Below are 17,301 nucleotides of genomic sequence, written 5' to 3'. Positions count from 1 at the left end.
CACACGGGAGCGAGGGTCTTTCCCACATCGGCACCGGACTCAGGCCACAACCGTCATCACCTGTCCCGGCACCGTCCCACAAGCGCCCATCGAGTAAAGCGACGCCTGCTCCAGTGCATGGTGACCCTCACTCGTTGTCCTCGAAGACTCGAGAGGAAGGCCTACCAATGAGGCACCCAGTCGATAGCGAGTCCAGACGGCGACTTCTGGCCGCTCAGAGAGCCGAAACCGAGGCGCTTCGCTCCGTGGAGGCCGCCTCACGGAGCCGGCAGCGCGCCCAGGAGAAGTTGGACGCCGCGGAAGCCGAGTTCCGACACAGCCAAGCGCAGCTCGTGCAGATCTCCGGCCTCGCTCGCGCCGCGCTCCTCCTCGACGAAGACGAGTCCACCCTGCGCCGCTGGGTCCGCAGCGCGAGCCGTGACGGTATGTCATCCAGAGACTCCGAGGCTTGACCGCCGTCAGGCGCTGACCGAGGGCCACCGAACCGTCATCATCACGGAGTCCTCCATCGCACGCCATGCGTGCACCACGCCTGGCCCCCAGAGGACGTAGTCGCCTTGTCTGGCGAGCTCGACCTCTCGATCGGGGAGGCGCTGGACGAACCTGCCGGAGATGAGGATAAGGAGAGACGTCCGCGTCTCGCCGGTGGTCCACTCGGTCCGCTCCTCCCCCGCGGCGTGCACACCCCACTTGATCTCGACGTCCACAGAGTTCGCCACAGAGTCGGGCGGCTCGATGAAGTTACCGACGAGCCAGCCGCGGTGCCTGTCACCGTCGTCGTATGCGTTGCCGGTGGCGATGTTCAAGACGTCGCTCCAATCTCGAAGGCGGGAAGCCGAACCCGTTCGGGGCTGATGAGGGCCAAGCGTTTCAAACCTAGAGCAAGCGCTACCAGACCCTCGTCGGACCAGCGCGGGTCGTGGATCAGATGCTCCAGCCCTTCGGTGTCGAGGCTGGAGAACCGCATCAGCCCGGACGACTCCCAGTTCGCTGCGACACGACCGCCGAACCTGGTCCAGAAACGTTCATCGTGCACGGCGACGAGGGCGGGGAACTCGAAGCTCCCCGTGAGCAGGTTGTAGGCGAATCCGGTCAGCTGCACATCCAGTGCCGACTCCGCCAACAGCCAACGCATGGGCTTCGTCATCCGCGAAGGGTGGAGCAAGTCGGCCACCGCATGACTCCCCGCGCTGCTGTCTACCTCCTGCCGGCCGAAGAGCTCCTCCTCGAGCTCCCGTCTGATCGTCGTGGCGATGTCGACCTCCGCCCGTGGCTCGTTGGTTGGCTGGTGGAAGCACTTCGGGATCACGGCGAGTCGGCCGTTGGCGTTGATCACGCGGGGGCTGCGTTCCTGGACGAGAAGGACATAGTCGGGTTCACGCCCAGCAGCCGCGGGCCTCGCGAAGGCAGACAGTGCAACGGCGCCGCCGAAGCAGAGCCGGCCAGCCGGTTCGAGGACAGACGACAGGGTCGGCAACAGCTGGTCGCGCAGTGGCAGCGCGTAATTGCCGGATGCCACGGCGTCGAGCGCCTCCCCCTCCAAGAGATCCCACGTGAGCCCGTATTTCGCAAAGGACGACGGGCTGAAACCCGCGCGTATGCCGTCGGGTCCCAGATGAGCGTCAACAAGCCGATAGGTGGCTTGGTCGGAGAACCGAGTGCCTCCCACCAGACATCTCTGCAGTCGCTGGTGCGCGGCGGCCAGGAGTTCGGGTGTCCCCGCGGGCATGGCGGGCTCGGCCCGCTGTATATAGGTGAATGCGGCTGCGTACGAATGGGATCCGCCAAGAGCCGCGACCTGACGTGCGGGTGCGACCAACGTCGTGCCCAGCCTCTCCCGTGCCGTCACGATCTCCAGCTGAGCTGCCTGCCCGTCGCTCGAGGCGTAGTAGGAGCTCAGGAGCCGCGCGACGGATCCCCGGTCGACCAGAACGTGCACAGCCGGGGGCGGGATGCCTCGACCCATGGTCCCTGATGACGGGTTGGCCACTGCGGCGAAGGCGGTGCCGGGGACGGCCCCACTCAGCTCATCCAAGAACGTCAGCGAGGTGTGCAGGTGTCGGGCGGCGGAAAGTCTGTCTGACACGTCATCCGGCCCGTGAATGACTCGGGCGGTTGCAGGACTCCGCAGCTCAGCGAACCGCTGCTGGGCATCCTGGGGCGACCTCGACAGCAGGGTGTCGAGGGCCGCCTGCATCTCCATCGTCAGACTCATCGACGCGTTGGCGTTCCACTTCGCGACCGTGCGCGGCGCTGCGCCCAGCGTCTCGGCGAAGGCTTCGTTCGTGAGGCGTAGGGCACGCTGCAGGCAGCCGGCGTCCCGGGGATTCCAGGTTGCGATGACGGGCGCACCCATCAGGACCACGCCCAGGGGAACGAGGTCCGCGGTGCACTGGGAGTGCATTGCCGGTGCATCGACGGGACATTCTGCGGTGACCCGAAGGCTGGCTGACTGGGAACCATGAGAACCGAATCACATTGCGGTGCAGAGCAGCTCGCCATACACGGCGGAGCCACACAGCCCGTCGCCGGGGATCGCGATTGTCCCCCGCCGCGGGACATGCGCAAACCCACATCGCCAGCCCTGTGGACAACCAAGCCAATTTCAATCGCTATCCACAGGAGCGAACGCCAGGCCTCGCGCGTCTGCCTTTTGGAGAGGACAAATGTAGTCAAGCGGACAGCCCGGCGGTTGCCGGCTATCACCTCGAGGAGCTGGACATGACCACCCACGACGAGCGAGCCATCGAGCTCGCAGCCCGGCTGTCCGACTGCGCCACGCTCTCCAAGTCCTCCCCCGAGAAGGACGAGCTGTGGATCGCTGTCCGCGACGTCGTCTGCACCCGGTCCGTGTGCCTCGTCACCCCGATGGGGTCGAGCTCGCCGGTGCCTGTCACGTCCGACCACGCAAGCCAGGAGCTGATCGCGGCGATGGAGTGGCTGATCGCCCATGAAGAGCAGGCACGGACCTTGGCCCCGATGGAGCTGTTCATCATGCTCCGTGGCGTGGCGACCAAGGGAGCGATCGGCTCGGCGCGGTCCGCCCAGTCCGATGCGTTGCACGGGATGACGCATGTCAGCCCCGGCGAGCCGGTCACCTTCGCGGAGATAGACCGAACGGATGTCGCGTGATGCCCGAGCGACAGACCTTCGTCGATTGGACGGCATCACAGCTGAACCTCGCCCCGGGTGCTATCGCTGAGGTGCACCTGAGCCCCGTCTTCGACTTGTTCATCTCCCGCATCGAGGCGGCCCGCCGACGTGGCGCGACGGATCCCCTGACCACCGTCACGGCAAAACGGGCGGGCGGGAACTCGAGAGCGTGCACCAAGCGCATGCTGGAGCAGCTGGGATTCTCTGCCCCACAGCGACGAGCGGTCCACCGGCTCCTCGCCGGCTCTCCCTCTGGATGGCCCGGTCTCCTGGGGCTCTACGCGTCCTCCCAGGACCTGTCGCTGCAACAGCGTCAGTACGCCCGGCGCCAGCTTCAGGCGATCCGCGGTCATGGCGACACCGTCCGCAGCTGAGCCAGGGCTGGATGCTCAGCCAGGGCTTGGGTGCCGTAGATCGCGGCGATGGCCGCAACGGCCACGACCGAGACGTCGGGTCCGAAGAGGTGCCAGGGGTACCCGTCGCCGTAGTCGACGAGGATCGACTGTGCCGCCAGAGTGATCTGGAGTCCGACGACGGTGGGCCACCAAAGCGAGACCCACTCCCCCTGCGGCATCTGGGCCAGCAGCCGACGATCCGTCACGATGCCGCGACACTGCGATGCAGCCGACCAGTTGGAGTCCGACAGCCGCCGGAGGTCGAGTCGGACCGCCCTGCGCCCGAGCTCCCCATCATGCAGGACGATGCCCCAGTGCATCGGCTCGATGATGGGGACCGGGGTAAGACCCGCCAGCTCGAGTGCGAGATGCCGCGCCTCCGAGTCTGACGCGCCCCAGCTTCTCGATCGTCTCGTCCTCTGTCTCCTGAGTCGCACCATGCGGCATACCTCCTTGGGGCGGTGAACCCATCAGGTCGGGGCACCATGCGGGCGGTCCTCGCGGTTGGTGCCCCGCGTCTTCAGTTGTGTGCGCATGCCCCTGACTCGGTTCCTGCTCGCCTCCGCTGCTGCTATCGCCCTCGCCAGCAGTGGAGCTGGCGTCGTCCTGGTGTCCGCCACCATCACTCAGCCGCAAGCGAATCGCCCTCCCACCTGCGTGAGCTCGGGCGGCGTCTCCGGCCTCACGGCTGCGCAAGCGCAGAACGCGCGCGTCATTGCGGCAACGGCATCCCAACGGGCCGGCCATCAGGGCGCGTTCATCGCCCTGATGGTGGCGCTGGCCGAGTCCGACCTCCGCGTCCTCACCAACCCCAACGATCCGGCGGGCGACATCTACGCCAACCAGGGAACCGGCTACGACCACGACTCGCTCGGTCTCTTTCAGCAACGACCCGGCTGGGGAAGTGCTGCTCGCCGCATGGATCCTGCCGAGTCGACCAACCTCTTCGTGGATGCGCTGCTGCGTCAGGGCGGGTGGGGCACGATGCCTCCGTGGACGGCCGCTCAGCTGGTCCAGCGTTCCGCCTTCACGGGCCGGCCCACTGCTGCCAACGGCGGATCCACGGTGATGGGCGGCAACTACCAACGTCAGGCTCCACGCGCCGCCGCGCTGCTCGCGGCGATCGAGGCCGACTCCTCCGCTCTCGACTGCGGTGGTGCGCCCGCCGACGCACTGTCCCCGGGCGGCGCCGGCACGCATGGCCTCCCCAACGGCTACACACTCCCGGAACAGACCAGTCCGGCCGGACGCATCGCCGTCAGCTTCGCCCTGGCGCAGCTCGGCAAGCCGTACCTCTGGGGCGGCAACGGACCGGATCGGTTCGACTGCTCAGGACTCACCCAGCAAGCGTGGTCGCGCGCCGGGGTGACCATCGGCCGCGTCGTCAGCCAGCAACTGCGGAATGGCCACGTCACCTCCGTCGCCCAGCTGGCACCCGGGGACCTCGTCATGATCCCCGGCGCGGACGGCACGATCGCCGCGCCCGGCCACGTCGGGATGTTCATCGGCCGCGGCCTCGTAGTCCACGCCCCGCGAACAGGCGACGTCATCCGGGTAGTTGCGTTCAGTTCCTTTGTCTCCAAGGGTCTTTCAGGCCTGCGTCACATCGGCTGAGTCCGGTCATGACGCCCGCCACGCGAATGGTGCCCCCACCCGCCGGCTATCGGGTCCATGCGCGGAACCAGTCCGCGCCAGCTGCGGAAGGTGCACGGTCATGAAGCCATGGATGGCCCCCACGGTGAACGTCCCGCCGAACGACAACGGCCTCCCCGGGATCGCTGCTGTCGAGAAGATCGTCGGCGCATTGCTCACGTTCGGCCTCATCGCGGCCGTCGCCGGAGTCGCGATCTCGGCGATCGCCTGGGCAGTCGGCTCGCACTCCTCGAACCCCCACGTCTCCGGTCGAGGAAAGACAGGCGTGCTCGTCTCCGCCGGCGCCGCCATGCTCATCGGTGCGGCCAACACGCTGGTGTCGTTCTTCAGCGCTGCCGGCTCCGCGGTGCGTTGACATGTCGCTGACGCACCCCGGGCGACGGGTCCTCCTCGTCGCCTGCTGCGCCCTCCTCCTGGCGATCGGGACGCTCCTCGCCCTGGTCGCCAACAGGGCATCTGGGCCGTCCTCGTCAAGCGGCGCCATCGGCGCCTCGGCTACCCGCACATCGGCGTCCCTGCCCAACCAGACAGCGCCAGAGCCCACGGCTGCGGCCCGGGTCAAGGGAGACGTCGCCCAGGCAGAAGTCGAGCAGCTCCGCTCCGTCGAGAAGGTGAGCGCCGTCGTGACGCCCCGCAGGATCTCGGGCGACGCGGCCGAGCAACCCGACCTGTATGCCGCCGAATTCGTCCGGAGACTGCTCACCCAGGACTACAGCGGCGTGCGGACTGACCACCTGGCGTGGGTGCAGGCTGAGTCGGCGATGACGTCCGAGCCCCTCGTCGTCGGCCTGGTCCCTCCCGAGCTGCGCGGCCGGCTCGCCCTCCACTCCGTGACAGAGAGGTCGGGCGGTCGGGCAGCGGTTCCCGATGAGGTGGAGTGGCGCTCCCTGGCTGCCGGACAGGCCTACACCACAGTCCGGGTGGACCGCGTGGTCGAGCCGATGGCATGGAGCAACGCCGTTGCCTCCGGTCGCATCACCGACCCGGGCGTCACCGGTCGCGAGGTGTCCGCCACCGTCACCTTGCACGCCCAGCAGCAAGGCCGCGAGGTCACGTCAACGACCAGCGTCGCCCTGACGCTCAATCTCGAAGGGCCCCCCTCGCGGGACCGCTGGGGCTTCATCACCCTCGTCACCTACACCGCCGTCCCGGTGACTGCGCCATGAGCTGCGATGGGGTGCAGGCCCTCAATCCCATGTGCCAAGTCGTGAACGTCGCGGTCGGAGTCGCTGGGGCCGGCGCGAACGTCGTCGACGGGGCCTTCTCCCACATCGCCGGCTACTTCGGACTTGCGGCCCAGAGCGCCGCGACTTGGCTGTGGCAGCAGATCAGCGATGCGACGAGCCTCGATCTGTCCTCCCCAGCCCTCGCCCGCGAGATGGGCGTCACCGGCGCCATCGCGGGCGTGTTGTGTCTGGCCCTGTTCGTCATCCAGGTCACGATGGCGGCGGTCCGCGGTCACCCCGTCGCCATGGGCAGGGCAGTCACCGGCCTGCTCATCAGCTTCGTCGGCTCAGCTCTCGCATTGGGAACTACGCGTGTGCTCATCGGTGCAGTCGACGCGCTCAGTGAGGGAGTCGTGACCTACACGATGGGCACGAACATCGGCGGGATGGGCACCAAGCTTGCCTTCGTCGGGCTCAACCAAGTCCAGAACCCAGCCGCGGTGATCGTCCTCGCTGTCGTCATCATCATGGCGGTTGTGGTGGTCTGGGCCGCGATGATGATCCGCAAGCTGATGCTGCTCGTCGCGGCCGTGCTCGCACCCTTGGCCTTCGCGGGAGCGACAGCCGACTTCGCCCGAGGCTGGGTCAGGCGGTGGATCGAGTTCGTGTGCGCCATGGTCGTCTCGAAGCTGCTGCTCGTCATCATCCTCAGCATCGGTGTCGCCGTGCTCAATGGTGCGGGCCAGACGAACACGGGTGTCTCGCAGACCGTGACGCAGCTCGCCGGCGGATGCCTCATCCTCCTGCTTGGCGGCTTGGCGCCGTGGATCGCCATTCGCATGTTCCACTTCGCCGGCGACACTCTCCACGCCGCTGCCGCCACTGCTCGCCAGGCCACGGCCGGCGCGCAGACGCTGATCAGCGCCCCGCAGAAGGTCAGTGCGATCCAAGGTCAGAGCCGCGTTCTCGCCAGCGTCGGCTCGTCGGGATCTGGGGGGTCCAGTGCGGCTCGGTTCCGCCCACTGCCACCACCTGGTCCTCCGGGGCCTCCGCCACCGCCCGGTGGCGCCGGCTCTTCGACTCCCCCGTCATCCCTGGCGCCAGGCGGTGGCTCGGGCAGCCCGGGACTGGCCGGGGCAGCCAACGGCAGCGGGGGCGCCGCAGCCGCCTCCGTGGCTGCCCCGGTCGCGGTGCTCGCCGGCGTCGCCATGGGGACGAAGGCGGTCGTGAACAAGACGGCGAGTGCCGTGGGATCGGCCACCCCAGCCTCCGCTCCGCCTGGACCTCCGGCGCCCAACTCGTCCGCGGCAGCGCCGAGAGACAGCGTCTCGAAGCAGCCGCCTCCGCCCGCATTCCCCAGGAGCTGACGTCATGACCGACCTCTCATCCACGACGCCCACCGTTCGCTTCGGCCGTCTGCCGCGGCGCGGGTTCCTTCTCGGGCTGTCGGCAGCACGGGTCGCATGTCTGTGCGTGGCGATCGCCGTGTTCGTGCCCTCGATCTTCGTCGGCGGCGCAATCGGCGCGGCCGTCACGAGCCCGTTGTGGGGTGGCTGCGGGGCGCTTGCCTTCGTGAGGTGGAACGGGCGGCCGCTGGTCGAGTCCCTCCCGACGGCCGGCCACTTCCTCCTGCGGCACGTGGAAGGACAGACCCGCTTCCGGGCCCGGCCTGCTGCGCCTCGCCCATCGGGCACCCTGGCGCTGCCGGGCGACGCGGCAGCGATCCGCTTCCTGATCGATGGCGAGTCGGGGACCGCCATGCTTCACGACCCTCACGCTCACACTCTCAGCGCGGTCGCCGTGGTCCACCACCCGGCATACGTGCTGCTCGCACCGGACGAGCAGGAGCGACGGGTGCACGGATGGGGACGCGCGCTGGCGAGCTTGGCGGCGTCGGGCACCGGCACCCGGGTGCAGGTGCTCGAGGTCTCGCTGCCCGACGCTGGGCGAGGCATCACCGGGTGGTGGGACCTGCACGGCGAGAAGAAGCGGCGCGGCGAGTGGCCGATCCGGCAGTACGAGATGTTGATGCGGTGCGCAGCGCCGTCCGCGTCGACGCACCGCACCCTCATCGCGATCTCGCTCGACCTCAAGGCGGCCAGAACGCACATCCGCCAGTCGGGCCGCGGCCTTCGCGGGGGCGTGGCCTTCCTCCGCCAGGAGATGACCTCTCTCGAGACCGGGCTGAGGTCGGCGGATCTGACCCTCGCCACGTGGCTCAACGAGTCGGAGATCGCCGCCACTCTCCGCGAGACCTTCGAGCCGGGAAGGGACACCGACGCGACGCAGTCGCTGGCCGACGCCGGCCCCGTCGCGATGGACGAGCACTGGGGTTATGTCCGGCATGACACGGCCTTCTCGGCGGTGCTGTGGATCAGCGAGTGGCCACGGGTGGCGGTGCCGCCCTACTTCCTGCACTCCTTGGTGTTCCAGGCTGGGATCCGGAAGACGCTGTCACTCACGATCCAGCCCGTCCCGGCCGACGTCGCCATCCGCGACATCCGCAAGGCCAAGGTCGAGTACGCGACGGAGGCAGCGCAGAAGGCCAAGATCGGGGCGATTGCCGACCTGTCAGACAGCGCCGAACGAGACGACGTTCTGGACCGCGAGCGGGCTCTCATCAGCGGCCATGCCGACGTGAAGTTCACCGGGTTGGTGTCGATCACCGCGCCCACCCGCGAGGCACTGGAGGGATCAGTTGCCGAGATCTCGCGCGCTGCGATCCAGTGTGGCTGCGAGACGCGACGCCTCTACGGGCAGCAGGCCCGCGCCTTTGTCTCCGCCGCGCTTCCGCTCGCCCGGAAGGTGAACTGATGCCCAAGCACAAGGCGCCACGACCCAACGGGTTCTACGCTCCCTCGGGAACGAGGCGAGCTCGCTCGAGGTGGCGATCCCGAGACCCCCAACGACCCAGCGGGAACGACGGGGTGAACCGTCGTGACGAGGTCGAGGACCTCGGCCGCGCTCAGCTGCTGCCGGCTGGTGGTGAGTCTGGCGCGGAGGCCGGGCGTTCCTACCGCCGGCTGCGCCTGCCTGCCCACCGGGGCACGTCCGACGTCGTCGCAGGTGCCTACCTCTTCCTCGCCGAGGGCGGCCTCGGGAGTGAGGGCGTCTACGTGGGCCAGGACGCGTGGTCCGGGGGCGGCTTCTGCTTCGACCCGTGGGTCCTCTACCGGAACGGGTTCATCACCAACCCGAACTGCCTGCTTGCCGGGGTCGTGGGCAAGGGGAAGTCGTGCCTGGCCAAGTCGCTCGCCACCCGTTCCATCGCTTTCGGTCGACGGGTCTACGTGCCAGGCGACCCGAAGGGTGAGTGGTCAGCCGTCGCGGAAGCAGTCGGCGGTGCGGCCATCCGGCTGGGCGGTGGATCCGGCAACCGGCTCAACCCCCTTGACCCAGGGCCCCGGCATGACGCACTGGGCGACCCTGAGTGGGCCGTCCTCGTGACGACCAGGCGCAGAGAGCTTCTCGGCTCCCTGGCACAGTCAGCGCTCGGGCGCTCCCTGGTCTCCGTCGAGCACACAGCACTGGACGTCGCTCTCGCTGCCGCGTCGCACGGCAGCGAGACGCCAGTGCTGCCAGTGGTCGTCGACCACCTGCTGGAGCCCACAGAGTCGCTGCCCGGCGCAACCGCCGAGGACCTCGCTCGAGATGGGCGAGACCTGGCACATGCACTGCGGCGCCTGGTCGCCGGGGATCTCGCCGGGTTGTTCGACGGGCCCTCCACTGTGGCGTTCGACCCGTCGCTGCCTATGGTCTCCCTGGACCTTTCCCAGATCCAAGGGTCTGACCAGCTGATCGCGATGGTCATGACGTGTGCGTCGGCGTGGATGGAGTCGGCCCTGTCCGCAGCCGACGGGGGCCAGCGCTGGGTGATCTACGACGAGGCGTGGCGGCTCATGCGCCAGCCGGCGCTTCTGGCTCGGATGCAGTCCCAGTGGAAGCTGTCGCGCGGTCTGGGCATCGCCAATCTGCTTGTGGTCCATCGCCTCTCGGACCTGGACGCGGTGGGTAACGCAGGTTCCGAGGAGCGTGCCCTCGCGCGTGGCCTGCTCGGTGACTGCTCGACCAAGATCATCTACCAGCAGGAAGTCAGCGAGGCCCCGCAGACGGCAGTGGAGCTCGGCCTGTCGAGTGCCGAGCGAGCGCAGCTGCCCGACCTGCAGCGCGGTGAAGGTCTCTGGCGCGTGGGGCAACGGGCCTTCGTCGTCAGGCATGTCGCGACGGATGAGGAGCTCGCTCTTTTCGACACGAACGCCCGCATGCTCGGCCCCTGACGCGAGCAGATGGCCTGGTTGTGTCGTGTGGGAACCACGCGGCACGGCTGAGTCAACGAGGAGGAAGGAGGGCACGGTGACAGAAACCATGCCCTCCTTCCGACGTGATCGACTGGACAACAGGGGCTAGAGCCCTGGTGCCCCGTCGACCTCGTCGCCAGGTCATGCAACCTCACCGGAGTCAGGACTGGCGCTTCCCTGTTGCCCTTGCGCTCTGCGGGGTCACCGTCATCCTCTGGGCCGCGGCCGCCGCCTGTGGCATCACCTTCGGCGGAGAAGTGCCTCGATTCTCCTTCCGCGAGGTGGCGTCCCTTCTGGGTGATCCGGGCTCTCCGAGCGAGGCGTGGGGAGTCGACCTCGGCCCACCTCCGCTCTACTGGGCGAGCGTCACGGCGTTGAGCGCAGGAGCCCTGAGCGCGGTCGTCTCACTCCGCCGCCGTCTCGACGGAGGGGGCGCCCAGATGCACTGGGCAGCGCGAGAGGGCATCGCCGCACGCGCGGAGATCGAGCGGACCGCGGGGGCAAGGCGCGTCCTCAAGCGAGCTCAAGCTCTGCGGCCCACACTCACGCACACCACCCTCAAGGATGTCGGCCGAGTGATCGGGCACTCCCGCGGAGTCGCTTGCTGCTCCACTGTCGAGGACTCGATCGTCGTCCTCGGACCGCCCCGATCCGGCAAGGGCCTGCATGTCATCATCCCCGCCATCCTCGACGCCCCAGGGGCCGTGATCACCACGAGCACACGGCCGGACAACCTCACAGCCACACTGCGAGCCCGGCAGTCCGTCGGCCCGGTCGCCGTCTTCGATCCACAGGGCCTCGCCCCCGGCATCCCCTCCGCAGCACGTTGGTCTCCTATCCGTGGCTGCCAGGACCCGCACGTGGCGATGATCCGTGCCAAGGCACTCACGTCCGGTGCCGCGACCGGCACCACCGACGCTAACTTCTGGCAGGCATCCGCCGAGCAGGCAGTCCGTGCGCTTCTGCATGCAGCGGCCTTGGGCGGCTGCACCTCGACAGACCTCTACCGCTGGTCGCTCTCCGCGGTGCACGCACGTGAGGCCGTGATGATCCTGAGCACCCACCCCGGCGCGGCGTCCTCGTGGCACCAGGGACTGGATTCGCTCATCAGCGCGGACCCGCGGCAGCGAGACTCCGTTTGGGCCATGGTCTCGATCGCCTTCGCGGCCCTCGCTGACCCCCGCGTGCTGGATGCGGTCTCCCCCAGCGACCGCGAACACTTCGACCCGGCGGAGTTCCTCGCGAACAACGGCACCATCTACCTTCTCGGGACCTCGACCGGCGCGGCCGCGACTTCCGGGCTGGTCGGCGCCTTCCTCGAGGACGTCCTCGAGGTGGCTCGGCGAGCGGCGGCACGCTCCCCCTCAGCCCGGCTCGACCCGCCCCTGTCGATGGTCCTCGACGAGGCCGCCAACTACCCTCTGCCCTCGCTGGCGTCGCTGATGTCAGACGGGGGCGGCTCCGGTATCTCCACCACGGTCGTCCTCCAGTCACTGGCACAGGCACGCGCCGTCTGGGGCGAGCACGCTGCCTCCGCCATCTGGGACGCCGCGATCGTGAAGTTGATCCTGGGCGGAGGTTCCAACGCGCGTGACCTCGACGACCTGTCCAAGCTCATCGGCACCCACACGAAGGAGACGACCAACCGGAGCATCGGGCCCGACGGCCGCCGCAGCTCGTCGACGTCCACCACCGAAGCGCCGATCCTCGAAGCGTCCGCCTTGCGCACCCTGCCCTTTGGGTCCGCGATCCTGCTTCTTCGGTCGGCCCGACCCATCGCGCTCACTCTGACGCCCTGGTTGAAGCGCAAGGATGCCAAGGCGCTTCTGTCGCAACGGACCGAGCTCGAGCACGAGATCCAATATGCGCACGCGAATGTCTCGTAGGACCCGTCGCTCGGGAGGCACCGGCGGCACTTACGACGTGTACCTCGCGTCGCGCGCCTGGCGCGACAAACGGCGCGAGTGGTATGCCGCCTGGCTCACCACTGCAGGAGCCGAACCCGCGTGCCTGGTGTGCGGACGCCCATGGACCCTCAAGTCGGGGCACCTCCATCACGCCACCTACGTCCGCGTCGGCGCCGAAGACGTCAGGGACCTGCTCCCCCTCTGCCGCCGCCATCACCATCTTCTCCATTCCATCCTCGACGCCGACGCCGGCTGGCAGCGGTACAGCCGGCCCCACGCGACCGCCGGGATCATCGCGATCCTCCGCAGAGCGCAGCCGCGTCGTCCCTCCACCGCGACACTCCCGCCCGCTCAGTCATGAGCCAGGACCGGGAGCCACTCGACTTCGGGCTGGACCCCTTCGAGCGCACCTTCGGTCAACTTCGCGGGCCGCTTCACTGGCCATCGCTTACGGACGCCGAAGCATCCGATGCGATGGACCAGCTTCGCGAGTGGGTCGAAGCATTGGTGGTGCGGTTCGCCTTCGAGCCGCGGATCATCCCACCGTGCTGGCACCGGCACGGGGCGATGGTGGAGATCCTCTCCGCGCTACGGGACCACGAACGCGCCGACTACGCCGACACCGCATCCCCCACGGGCGCAATGGAGTTCGTCCGTGCCCTGCACGACTGTCAGCAGCTGCTCGGCGAGCAGGTCGCCAAAACCCAGTGCTCGCTCAACGGACACCGCGACGACCTGATGGCGCGGTGGGCTGCCGTGAGTACCAGTGCATCGGAGACGGATTGACCGTCTCACCACAGCCGACGCTCTCTGCCAATGGTGTCCCTCCGATCGTGTTGCTCCCCTGACGCGCGAGAGAGCCTCGCGCGGGGAAGGGCGCCATGACTCCCACACCCGCTGACGGCCCAACGGCCGCCACTCGGTCCCTCACAGCCCAGCTGCTCGCCTTGTCCCGAAACGCCAGCCGCAACGTCGAGGAGAGCGACCCCATCGACTACTGGTACCGACTGGGACAGCGCAACGCCTTCGCCCAGGCAGCCGCGCTCCACCTCGCACCGGAACTCGGCGAAGACGCCTTCTCCATTGGCGAGCGGATCACCGCCGCGCTCGACGCAGGAGCGAGCGACGTGAACACCCTCCGCTCGGCGGCATACGGCCTCGAGAACCCGACGCTGACCGCGCCAGTCGATCTCGCCTGGATCGGGCCGAACGCCTTCGAGAGGCAGTACGGCCACCTCCCGGGCACCGACCGTGACTACGGCATGCGGTGGGGCGCGCGTGGCGACCAGCGGGTATCACTGCGACTCGAGGGAGACGAGGCGACCCAGGGGCTGCTCTACGCGTGGGACCCGACCTGGCAGGAGTACGCCGTGCTCGCAGAACGCGCGCCGCGCCTCGCTGTCGACCGCACCTTCCGCCAGGCCCTCGACACCGACGTCCACCTCCCCGTCGAGAGCTTCGCGCACCTCGTTCACAAGCACTCGGCGGCCCTCGCTGAAACGACGACGACGCCGGCGGCCGAGCCGGACCGACTCTCGATCGGAGCGCAGCTGTGACCTCTCAGCGCGCGTCGGTCGACGTGCAGGATCTCCGCGATCGGCACCCCCTGCCGGACGTGATGGCGGACGCGGGCATCGAGCTGATCCCTCGAGGCGGCGCCTGGATGGCGTGCTGCCCCTTCCACGAGGACCGAACGGCGTCGATGTCCGTCGAGGGGGTGCCCGACCGCTTCCACTGCTTCGGGTGCGGCGCCTCAGGCGACGTCATCGACTTCGTCCAACGCACCCGCAACCTCGACTTCCTGGACGCGGTTGCCGAACTCGAGAACGGCCGCTCCATACCCGTCAGCGGCATCGCGGCGAACCACCCGCGACTGCGTTCCGTCCCTGCGCCCCCGGACTTCCAGGTCACTCACGAGCGCGCCTTCGAGATCAACCAGCTGGCCTGGGACCACCTCTCGACACCCGTCGCAGCCTCTTTCGCCCGCCAGCGGCTCTGGCACCACCGAGGACTCAACCTCCGCGACCTCCAACTCGAAGCCCCAGGCCCCCTCGTCGGCTACGCCTCCCACGGCTGGACGACCCTCACCGAGCACCTCCGCGGCGAAGGCGTCACCGACGACGAGCTGCTCGAGCTCGATCTCGCGACGCGGACCCGCACGGGCGGGCTCATCGACACCCTCCGGGACCGGCTCATCTTCCCCGTCACCAACAGCCACGGGCAGATCCACGGCTTCATCGGCCGGGACGTCAGCGGCCATCCCCACGCCCCGAAGTACCGCAACCCCAGCCGGACCCCCGTCTTCGACAAGTCCCAGCTGCTCTACCGACCGACGCACCACACCCTCGCTGCCAGCGGTCACGCCGTCATCGTCGAAGGCGCCATCGACGCCATCGCCCTGGCTGCCGCTGCCGCGGCCGCCGGCGTCTCCGACCAGATCGCCCCGATGAGCGCCAACGGGATCACGGTCTCCCCCACCCAAGCCGCCGCGGTCCTGGCCGCCAGCCCCCAGATGCCGCGGGTCGCACTGGATGGCGACGATGCCGGCCGCCGCGGAACCGACCGGTGGGTGGAGGCCATGTGCCTCACTGCCCGTCGGCCTCTGGCCATCACCGAGATGCCCGCCGGCACCGACCCGGCAGCGTGGATCGCCGACCACGGTCCGACCGGCGTCAACGCCTTCCTCCGCCCCTGCGAGTCCCAGACCGGAGCCGGGCCTGTGACGCATCTGCCGGGCCGTGACCTCGTCCGGCTCGTCCTCGCCCGGGCCACTGACCCGGTTCGCGACACCGTCGCCGCGGTGGCACCGCTCGTGGAGGGCCTCAGCCCCCGTGCGCGTGCCCGGTTCATCGACGAAGTCACCAGCGAGATGACCCGACACGGCTGGAATCCCCGGGGAGTCTTCACGATCGCTCTCGCCCGCGAGCTACAGCCCGCGTCTGGTGCCATTCGGGGAGCGGCGGTCGCCGCCGGCCCTGCCCTTCTGTGACCCATCGACCAACCACGGAGACCCCATGTCCAGTGCTCAGCTCGACATCGCAGCAGGCGAGCTCCACCAAGCCGCGGCGCTCGCCCAAGCGCGCAGCCACGACAACCCTTTCGCACGGTGGTCCACCCTCGCGGGCACCCTGCGCCTCGTCGCCGCCGGGCTCCACCCACTGCCCGCGCCCATCGCCCAGCGCGCGAACGCGGGCAGCCACCTCGAAGCGGCACTGACCGAACTGAACTCCGTGGCACCTGACGATGCCCCGGCCGACCTCGACTTCTGGCGCGCCCACATCCTCGACCTGCAACGCCTCGTCGAAGAGCTTGAGGCCGCTTCCGGCGCGCACGGCGGGAACCGGCCGTGACGTTCACCACCGTCACGGACCTCCTCGACCGAGCACACGCGCTCGCGGGCGAGCTCGAGGCCTGCGGCGAAACCATCACGGAGCAGCATTGGGACTCGTTCGACCAGACCGTCTACCGCATCCTCGAAGAGCTCGCCCGCCACCGGGTCGGCGCAGGAGCGTACGACGCAGACGCGCTACCCCTGCATCGGGTCGTCACCAGCTACCCCCAACCTCTCGTGCCGGCGAGCCGCGACGACACAGTCACACCACGCCAGGCCGCCCAGCTCCTGGGCGTCAGCCCCGAGCACGTGCGCAGGCAGATCCACCGCGGGGCAATCGCGGCCGCACGATACCCCGACGGGTACCAGATCAATCTCGCAGCTCTCGCCCTCAAGGACGTCACGCCCGCCCACGCAGGCGAGACCCACCCTCTCTCACGGCTCGCCACCACCATCGGAGCCACCGCCGACATCCTCGTCGCCCACCGACACGACCCGAGCACGCCACCGCTGCAGGCCAGTTCGGCCACCAGCATCGCCAGGGACGTCTTGCAGCTCGCCTCGCGGGCAGCTCGGCACACACTCGTCCTCTGCGACACCGAAGACGTCGACCGGCCAATGACAATGGCACGGTATGCCGCTCGAGCGCTGATCTCGCTGCCCCCGAGCACACGCGTCTCAGGGCTGCAGAATCCCGCCGCCGGGCCAGCAGCCACAGAGGTGCGAACGCTCAACGACGCGCTCGACCTCGCGCTGCACGCCTGGGCCCGCGAGGCCTACCTCGAGCTCCGAAGGACAGTTCCAAGCCTCGATGTCGTCAAGGACATCTCCAGCCAGGCCATCCACATCTACGCCGCCCTCGATGACGTCCTGCGACGAAACGGTCGCCCGTCATTCGCCAGACAGCATGAGCTGCTCGTGAAGGCCGCGCATGCCGCTCAAGGTGCAGTTAATGTATGGGGTCCAAACACGACCCTGGCTCCCCCGTCCAAGGACTACACGGCTGCCGCACGGGCTCTCTTCACCACACTTGACCATGTCGTCACGCGCGACGACGGGGACGCCTGGGATACGGCGCGGGTATACGACTCCCTGATTCGGAGCGCCCAAGGCGCCACCTGGCTCTCCGCGCATGCAACCGCCCTCTCGAGCGCCCTCGTGCGCTCCGGTCTCGTCTTCGGTCGCCCCAACTCTCTCAACCACACCGCTGAACGGCTCACATCGACGGCCAGAGGCCGCCTGGTCGCAGCCTCAGGTGCTGACCTCCCGCACCAGGCGAGCGCCGCCGAGGAAGCCGCCACCGTGACTCGAAGGCTGCTCTTAACGCTGCCCGACCAACTCACAGCTGGCCAAACGCCCGGGATTCAGCCGACGCTATAGACCATCCCGTTTCGGGTT

At 68.8% G+C, this 17,301-nt stretch carries 16 protein-coding genes; 13 read left to right on the top strand and 3 right to left on the bottom strand.

The features are described 5' to 3' along the window. Positions 1-458: 458 nt before the first annotated feature. Both FHX52_RS16055 and FHX52_RS16050 read right to left on the bottom strand, forming a co-directional pair. On the bottom strand, positions 459-806 hold the full coding sequence (locus tag FHX52_RS16055; protein WP_141823318.1) for a cupin domain-containing protein: 348 nt from the start codon (positions 804-806) through the stop codon (positions 459-461). Continuing rightward, positions 803-2,356, bottom strand: a complete 1,554-nt coding sequence (locus FHX52_RS16050; protein ID WP_141823317.1) for a transcriptional regulator — start codon at positions 2,354-2,356, stop codon at positions 803-805. Before FHX52_RS16050 ends, FHX52_RS16055 begins: the two co-directional genes overlap by 4 nt. Positions 2,357-2,586: 230 nt before the next feature. On the opposite strand from FHX52_RS16050, the gene FHX52_RS16045 reads away from it, so the two are divergent. After that, entirely contained in the window at positions 2,587-3,132 is a 546-nt protein-coding gene (locus tag FHX52_RS16045) for a hypothetical protein (protein WP_141823316.1), read from the top strand. 370 nt (positions 3,133-3,502) lie between these two features. Here the strand turns inward: FHX52_RS16045 and FHX52_RS16035 are convergent, their stop codons facing one another. Next, the gene (locus tag FHX52_RS16035; RefSeq protein WP_141823315.1) at positions 3,503-3,868 is read right to left on the bottom strand and encodes a hypothetical protein; all 366 of its coding nucleotides are present in this window, start codon (positions 3,866-3,868) and stop codon (positions 3,503-3,505) included. 289 nt (positions 3,869-4,157) lie between these two features. Between FHX52_RS16035 and FHX52_RS16030 the strand changes: the two genes are divergently transcribed. The 12 genes from FHX52_RS16030 to FHX52_RS15975 all read left to right on the top strand — a co-directional run bounded on the left by FHX52_RS16030 (position 4,158) and on the right by FHX52_RS15975 (position 17,283). After that, complete coding sequence (locus tag FHX52_RS16030; protein ID WP_246070049.1) at positions 4,158-5,162, top strand: C40 family peptidase; 1,005 nt, start codon at positions 4,158-4,160, stop codon at positions 5,160-5,162. Positions 5,163-5,262: 100 nt separating this feature from the next. Next, on the top strand, positions 5,263-5,556 hold the full coding sequence (locus tag FHX52_RS16025; RefSeq protein ID WP_246070042.1) for a DUF6112 family protein: 294 nt from the start codon (positions 5,263-5,265) through the stop codon (positions 5,554-5,556). A gap of 1 nt (position 5,557) precedes the next feature. Beyond that, entirely contained in the window at positions 5,558-6,367 is an 810-nt protein-coding gene (locus FHX52_RS16020; RefSeq protein ID WP_141823313.1) for a hypothetical protein, read from the top strand. Positions 6,368-6,408: 41 nt separating this feature from the next. Continuing rightward, on the top strand, positions 6,409-7,734 hold the full coding sequence (locus FHX52_RS16015; protein ID WP_141823312.1) for a hypothetical protein: 1,326 nt from the start codon (positions 6,409-6,411) through the stop codon (positions 7,732-7,734). 4 nt (positions 7,735-7,738) lie between these two features. Beyond that, entirely contained in the window at positions 7,739-9,181 is a 1,443-nt protein-coding gene (locus FHX52_RS16010; RefSeq protein WP_141823311.1) for an SCO6880 family protein, read from the top strand. Next, entirely contained in the window at positions 9,181-10,644 is a 1,464-nt protein-coding gene (locus FHX52_RS16005; protein ID WP_246070040.1) for a TraC family protein, read from the top strand. The genes FHX52_RS16010 and FHX52_RS16005 overlap by 1 nt, the downstream gene beginning before the upstream one ends. A gap of 596 nt (positions 10,645-11,240) precedes the next feature. Then, positions 11,241-12,551 carry a type IV secretory system conjugative DNA transfer family protein gene (locus tag FHX52_RS16000; protein WP_246070038.1) on the top strand — a complete coding sequence of 437 codons (1,311 nt, stop codon included), beginning with the start codon at positions 11,241-11,243 and terminating at the stop codon, positions 12,549-12,551. Positions 12,552-12,929: 378 nt separating this feature from the next. Further along, positions 12,930-13,358 carry a hypothetical protein gene (locus tag FHX52_RS15995; RefSeq protein WP_141823310.1) on the top strand — a complete coding sequence of 143 codons (429 nt, stop codon included), beginning with the start codon at positions 12,930-12,932 and terminating at the stop codon, positions 13,356-13,358. A gap of 161 nt (positions 13,359-13,519) precedes the next feature. After that, positions 13,520-14,128 carry a hypothetical protein gene (locus tag FHX52_RS15990; RefSeq protein ID WP_141823309.1) on the top strand — a complete coding sequence of 203 codons (609 nt, stop codon included), beginning with the start codon at positions 13,520-13,522 and terminating at the stop codon, positions 14,126-14,128. Further along, a complete protein-coding gene (locus tag FHX52_RS15985; protein WP_141823308.1) occupies positions 14,125-15,561 on the top strand; it encodes a CHC2 zinc finger domain-containing protein in 1,437 nt (478 codons plus the stop codon). The genes FHX52_RS15990 and FHX52_RS15985 overlap by 4 nt, the downstream gene beginning before the upstream one ends. 25 nt (positions 15,562-15,586) lie before the next feature. Next, positions 15,587-15,922: a hypothetical protein gene (locus tag FHX52_RS15980; RefSeq protein ID WP_141823307.1), complete on the top strand. Its 336-nt coding sequence runs from the start codon at positions 15,587-15,589 to the stop codon at positions 15,920-15,922. Beyond that, positions 15,919-17,283, top strand: a complete 1,365-nt coding sequence (locus FHX52_RS15975; RefSeq protein WP_141823306.1) for a helix-turn-helix domain-containing protein — start codon at positions 15,919-15,921, stop codon at positions 17,281-17,283. Before FHX52_RS15980 ends, FHX52_RS15975 begins: the two co-directional genes overlap by 4 nt. Positions 17,284-17,301: the final 18 nt, after the last annotated feature.

The sequence above is a fragment of the Humibacillus xanthopallidus genome (assembly GCF_006717145.1).
In the GTDB taxonomy this organism is placed as follows: Bacteria; Actinomycetota; Actinomycetes; order Actinomycetales; family Dermatophilaceae; genus Humibacillus; species Humibacillus xanthopallidus.
This window is presented reverse-complemented; position numbering and strand designations above follow the sequence as displayed.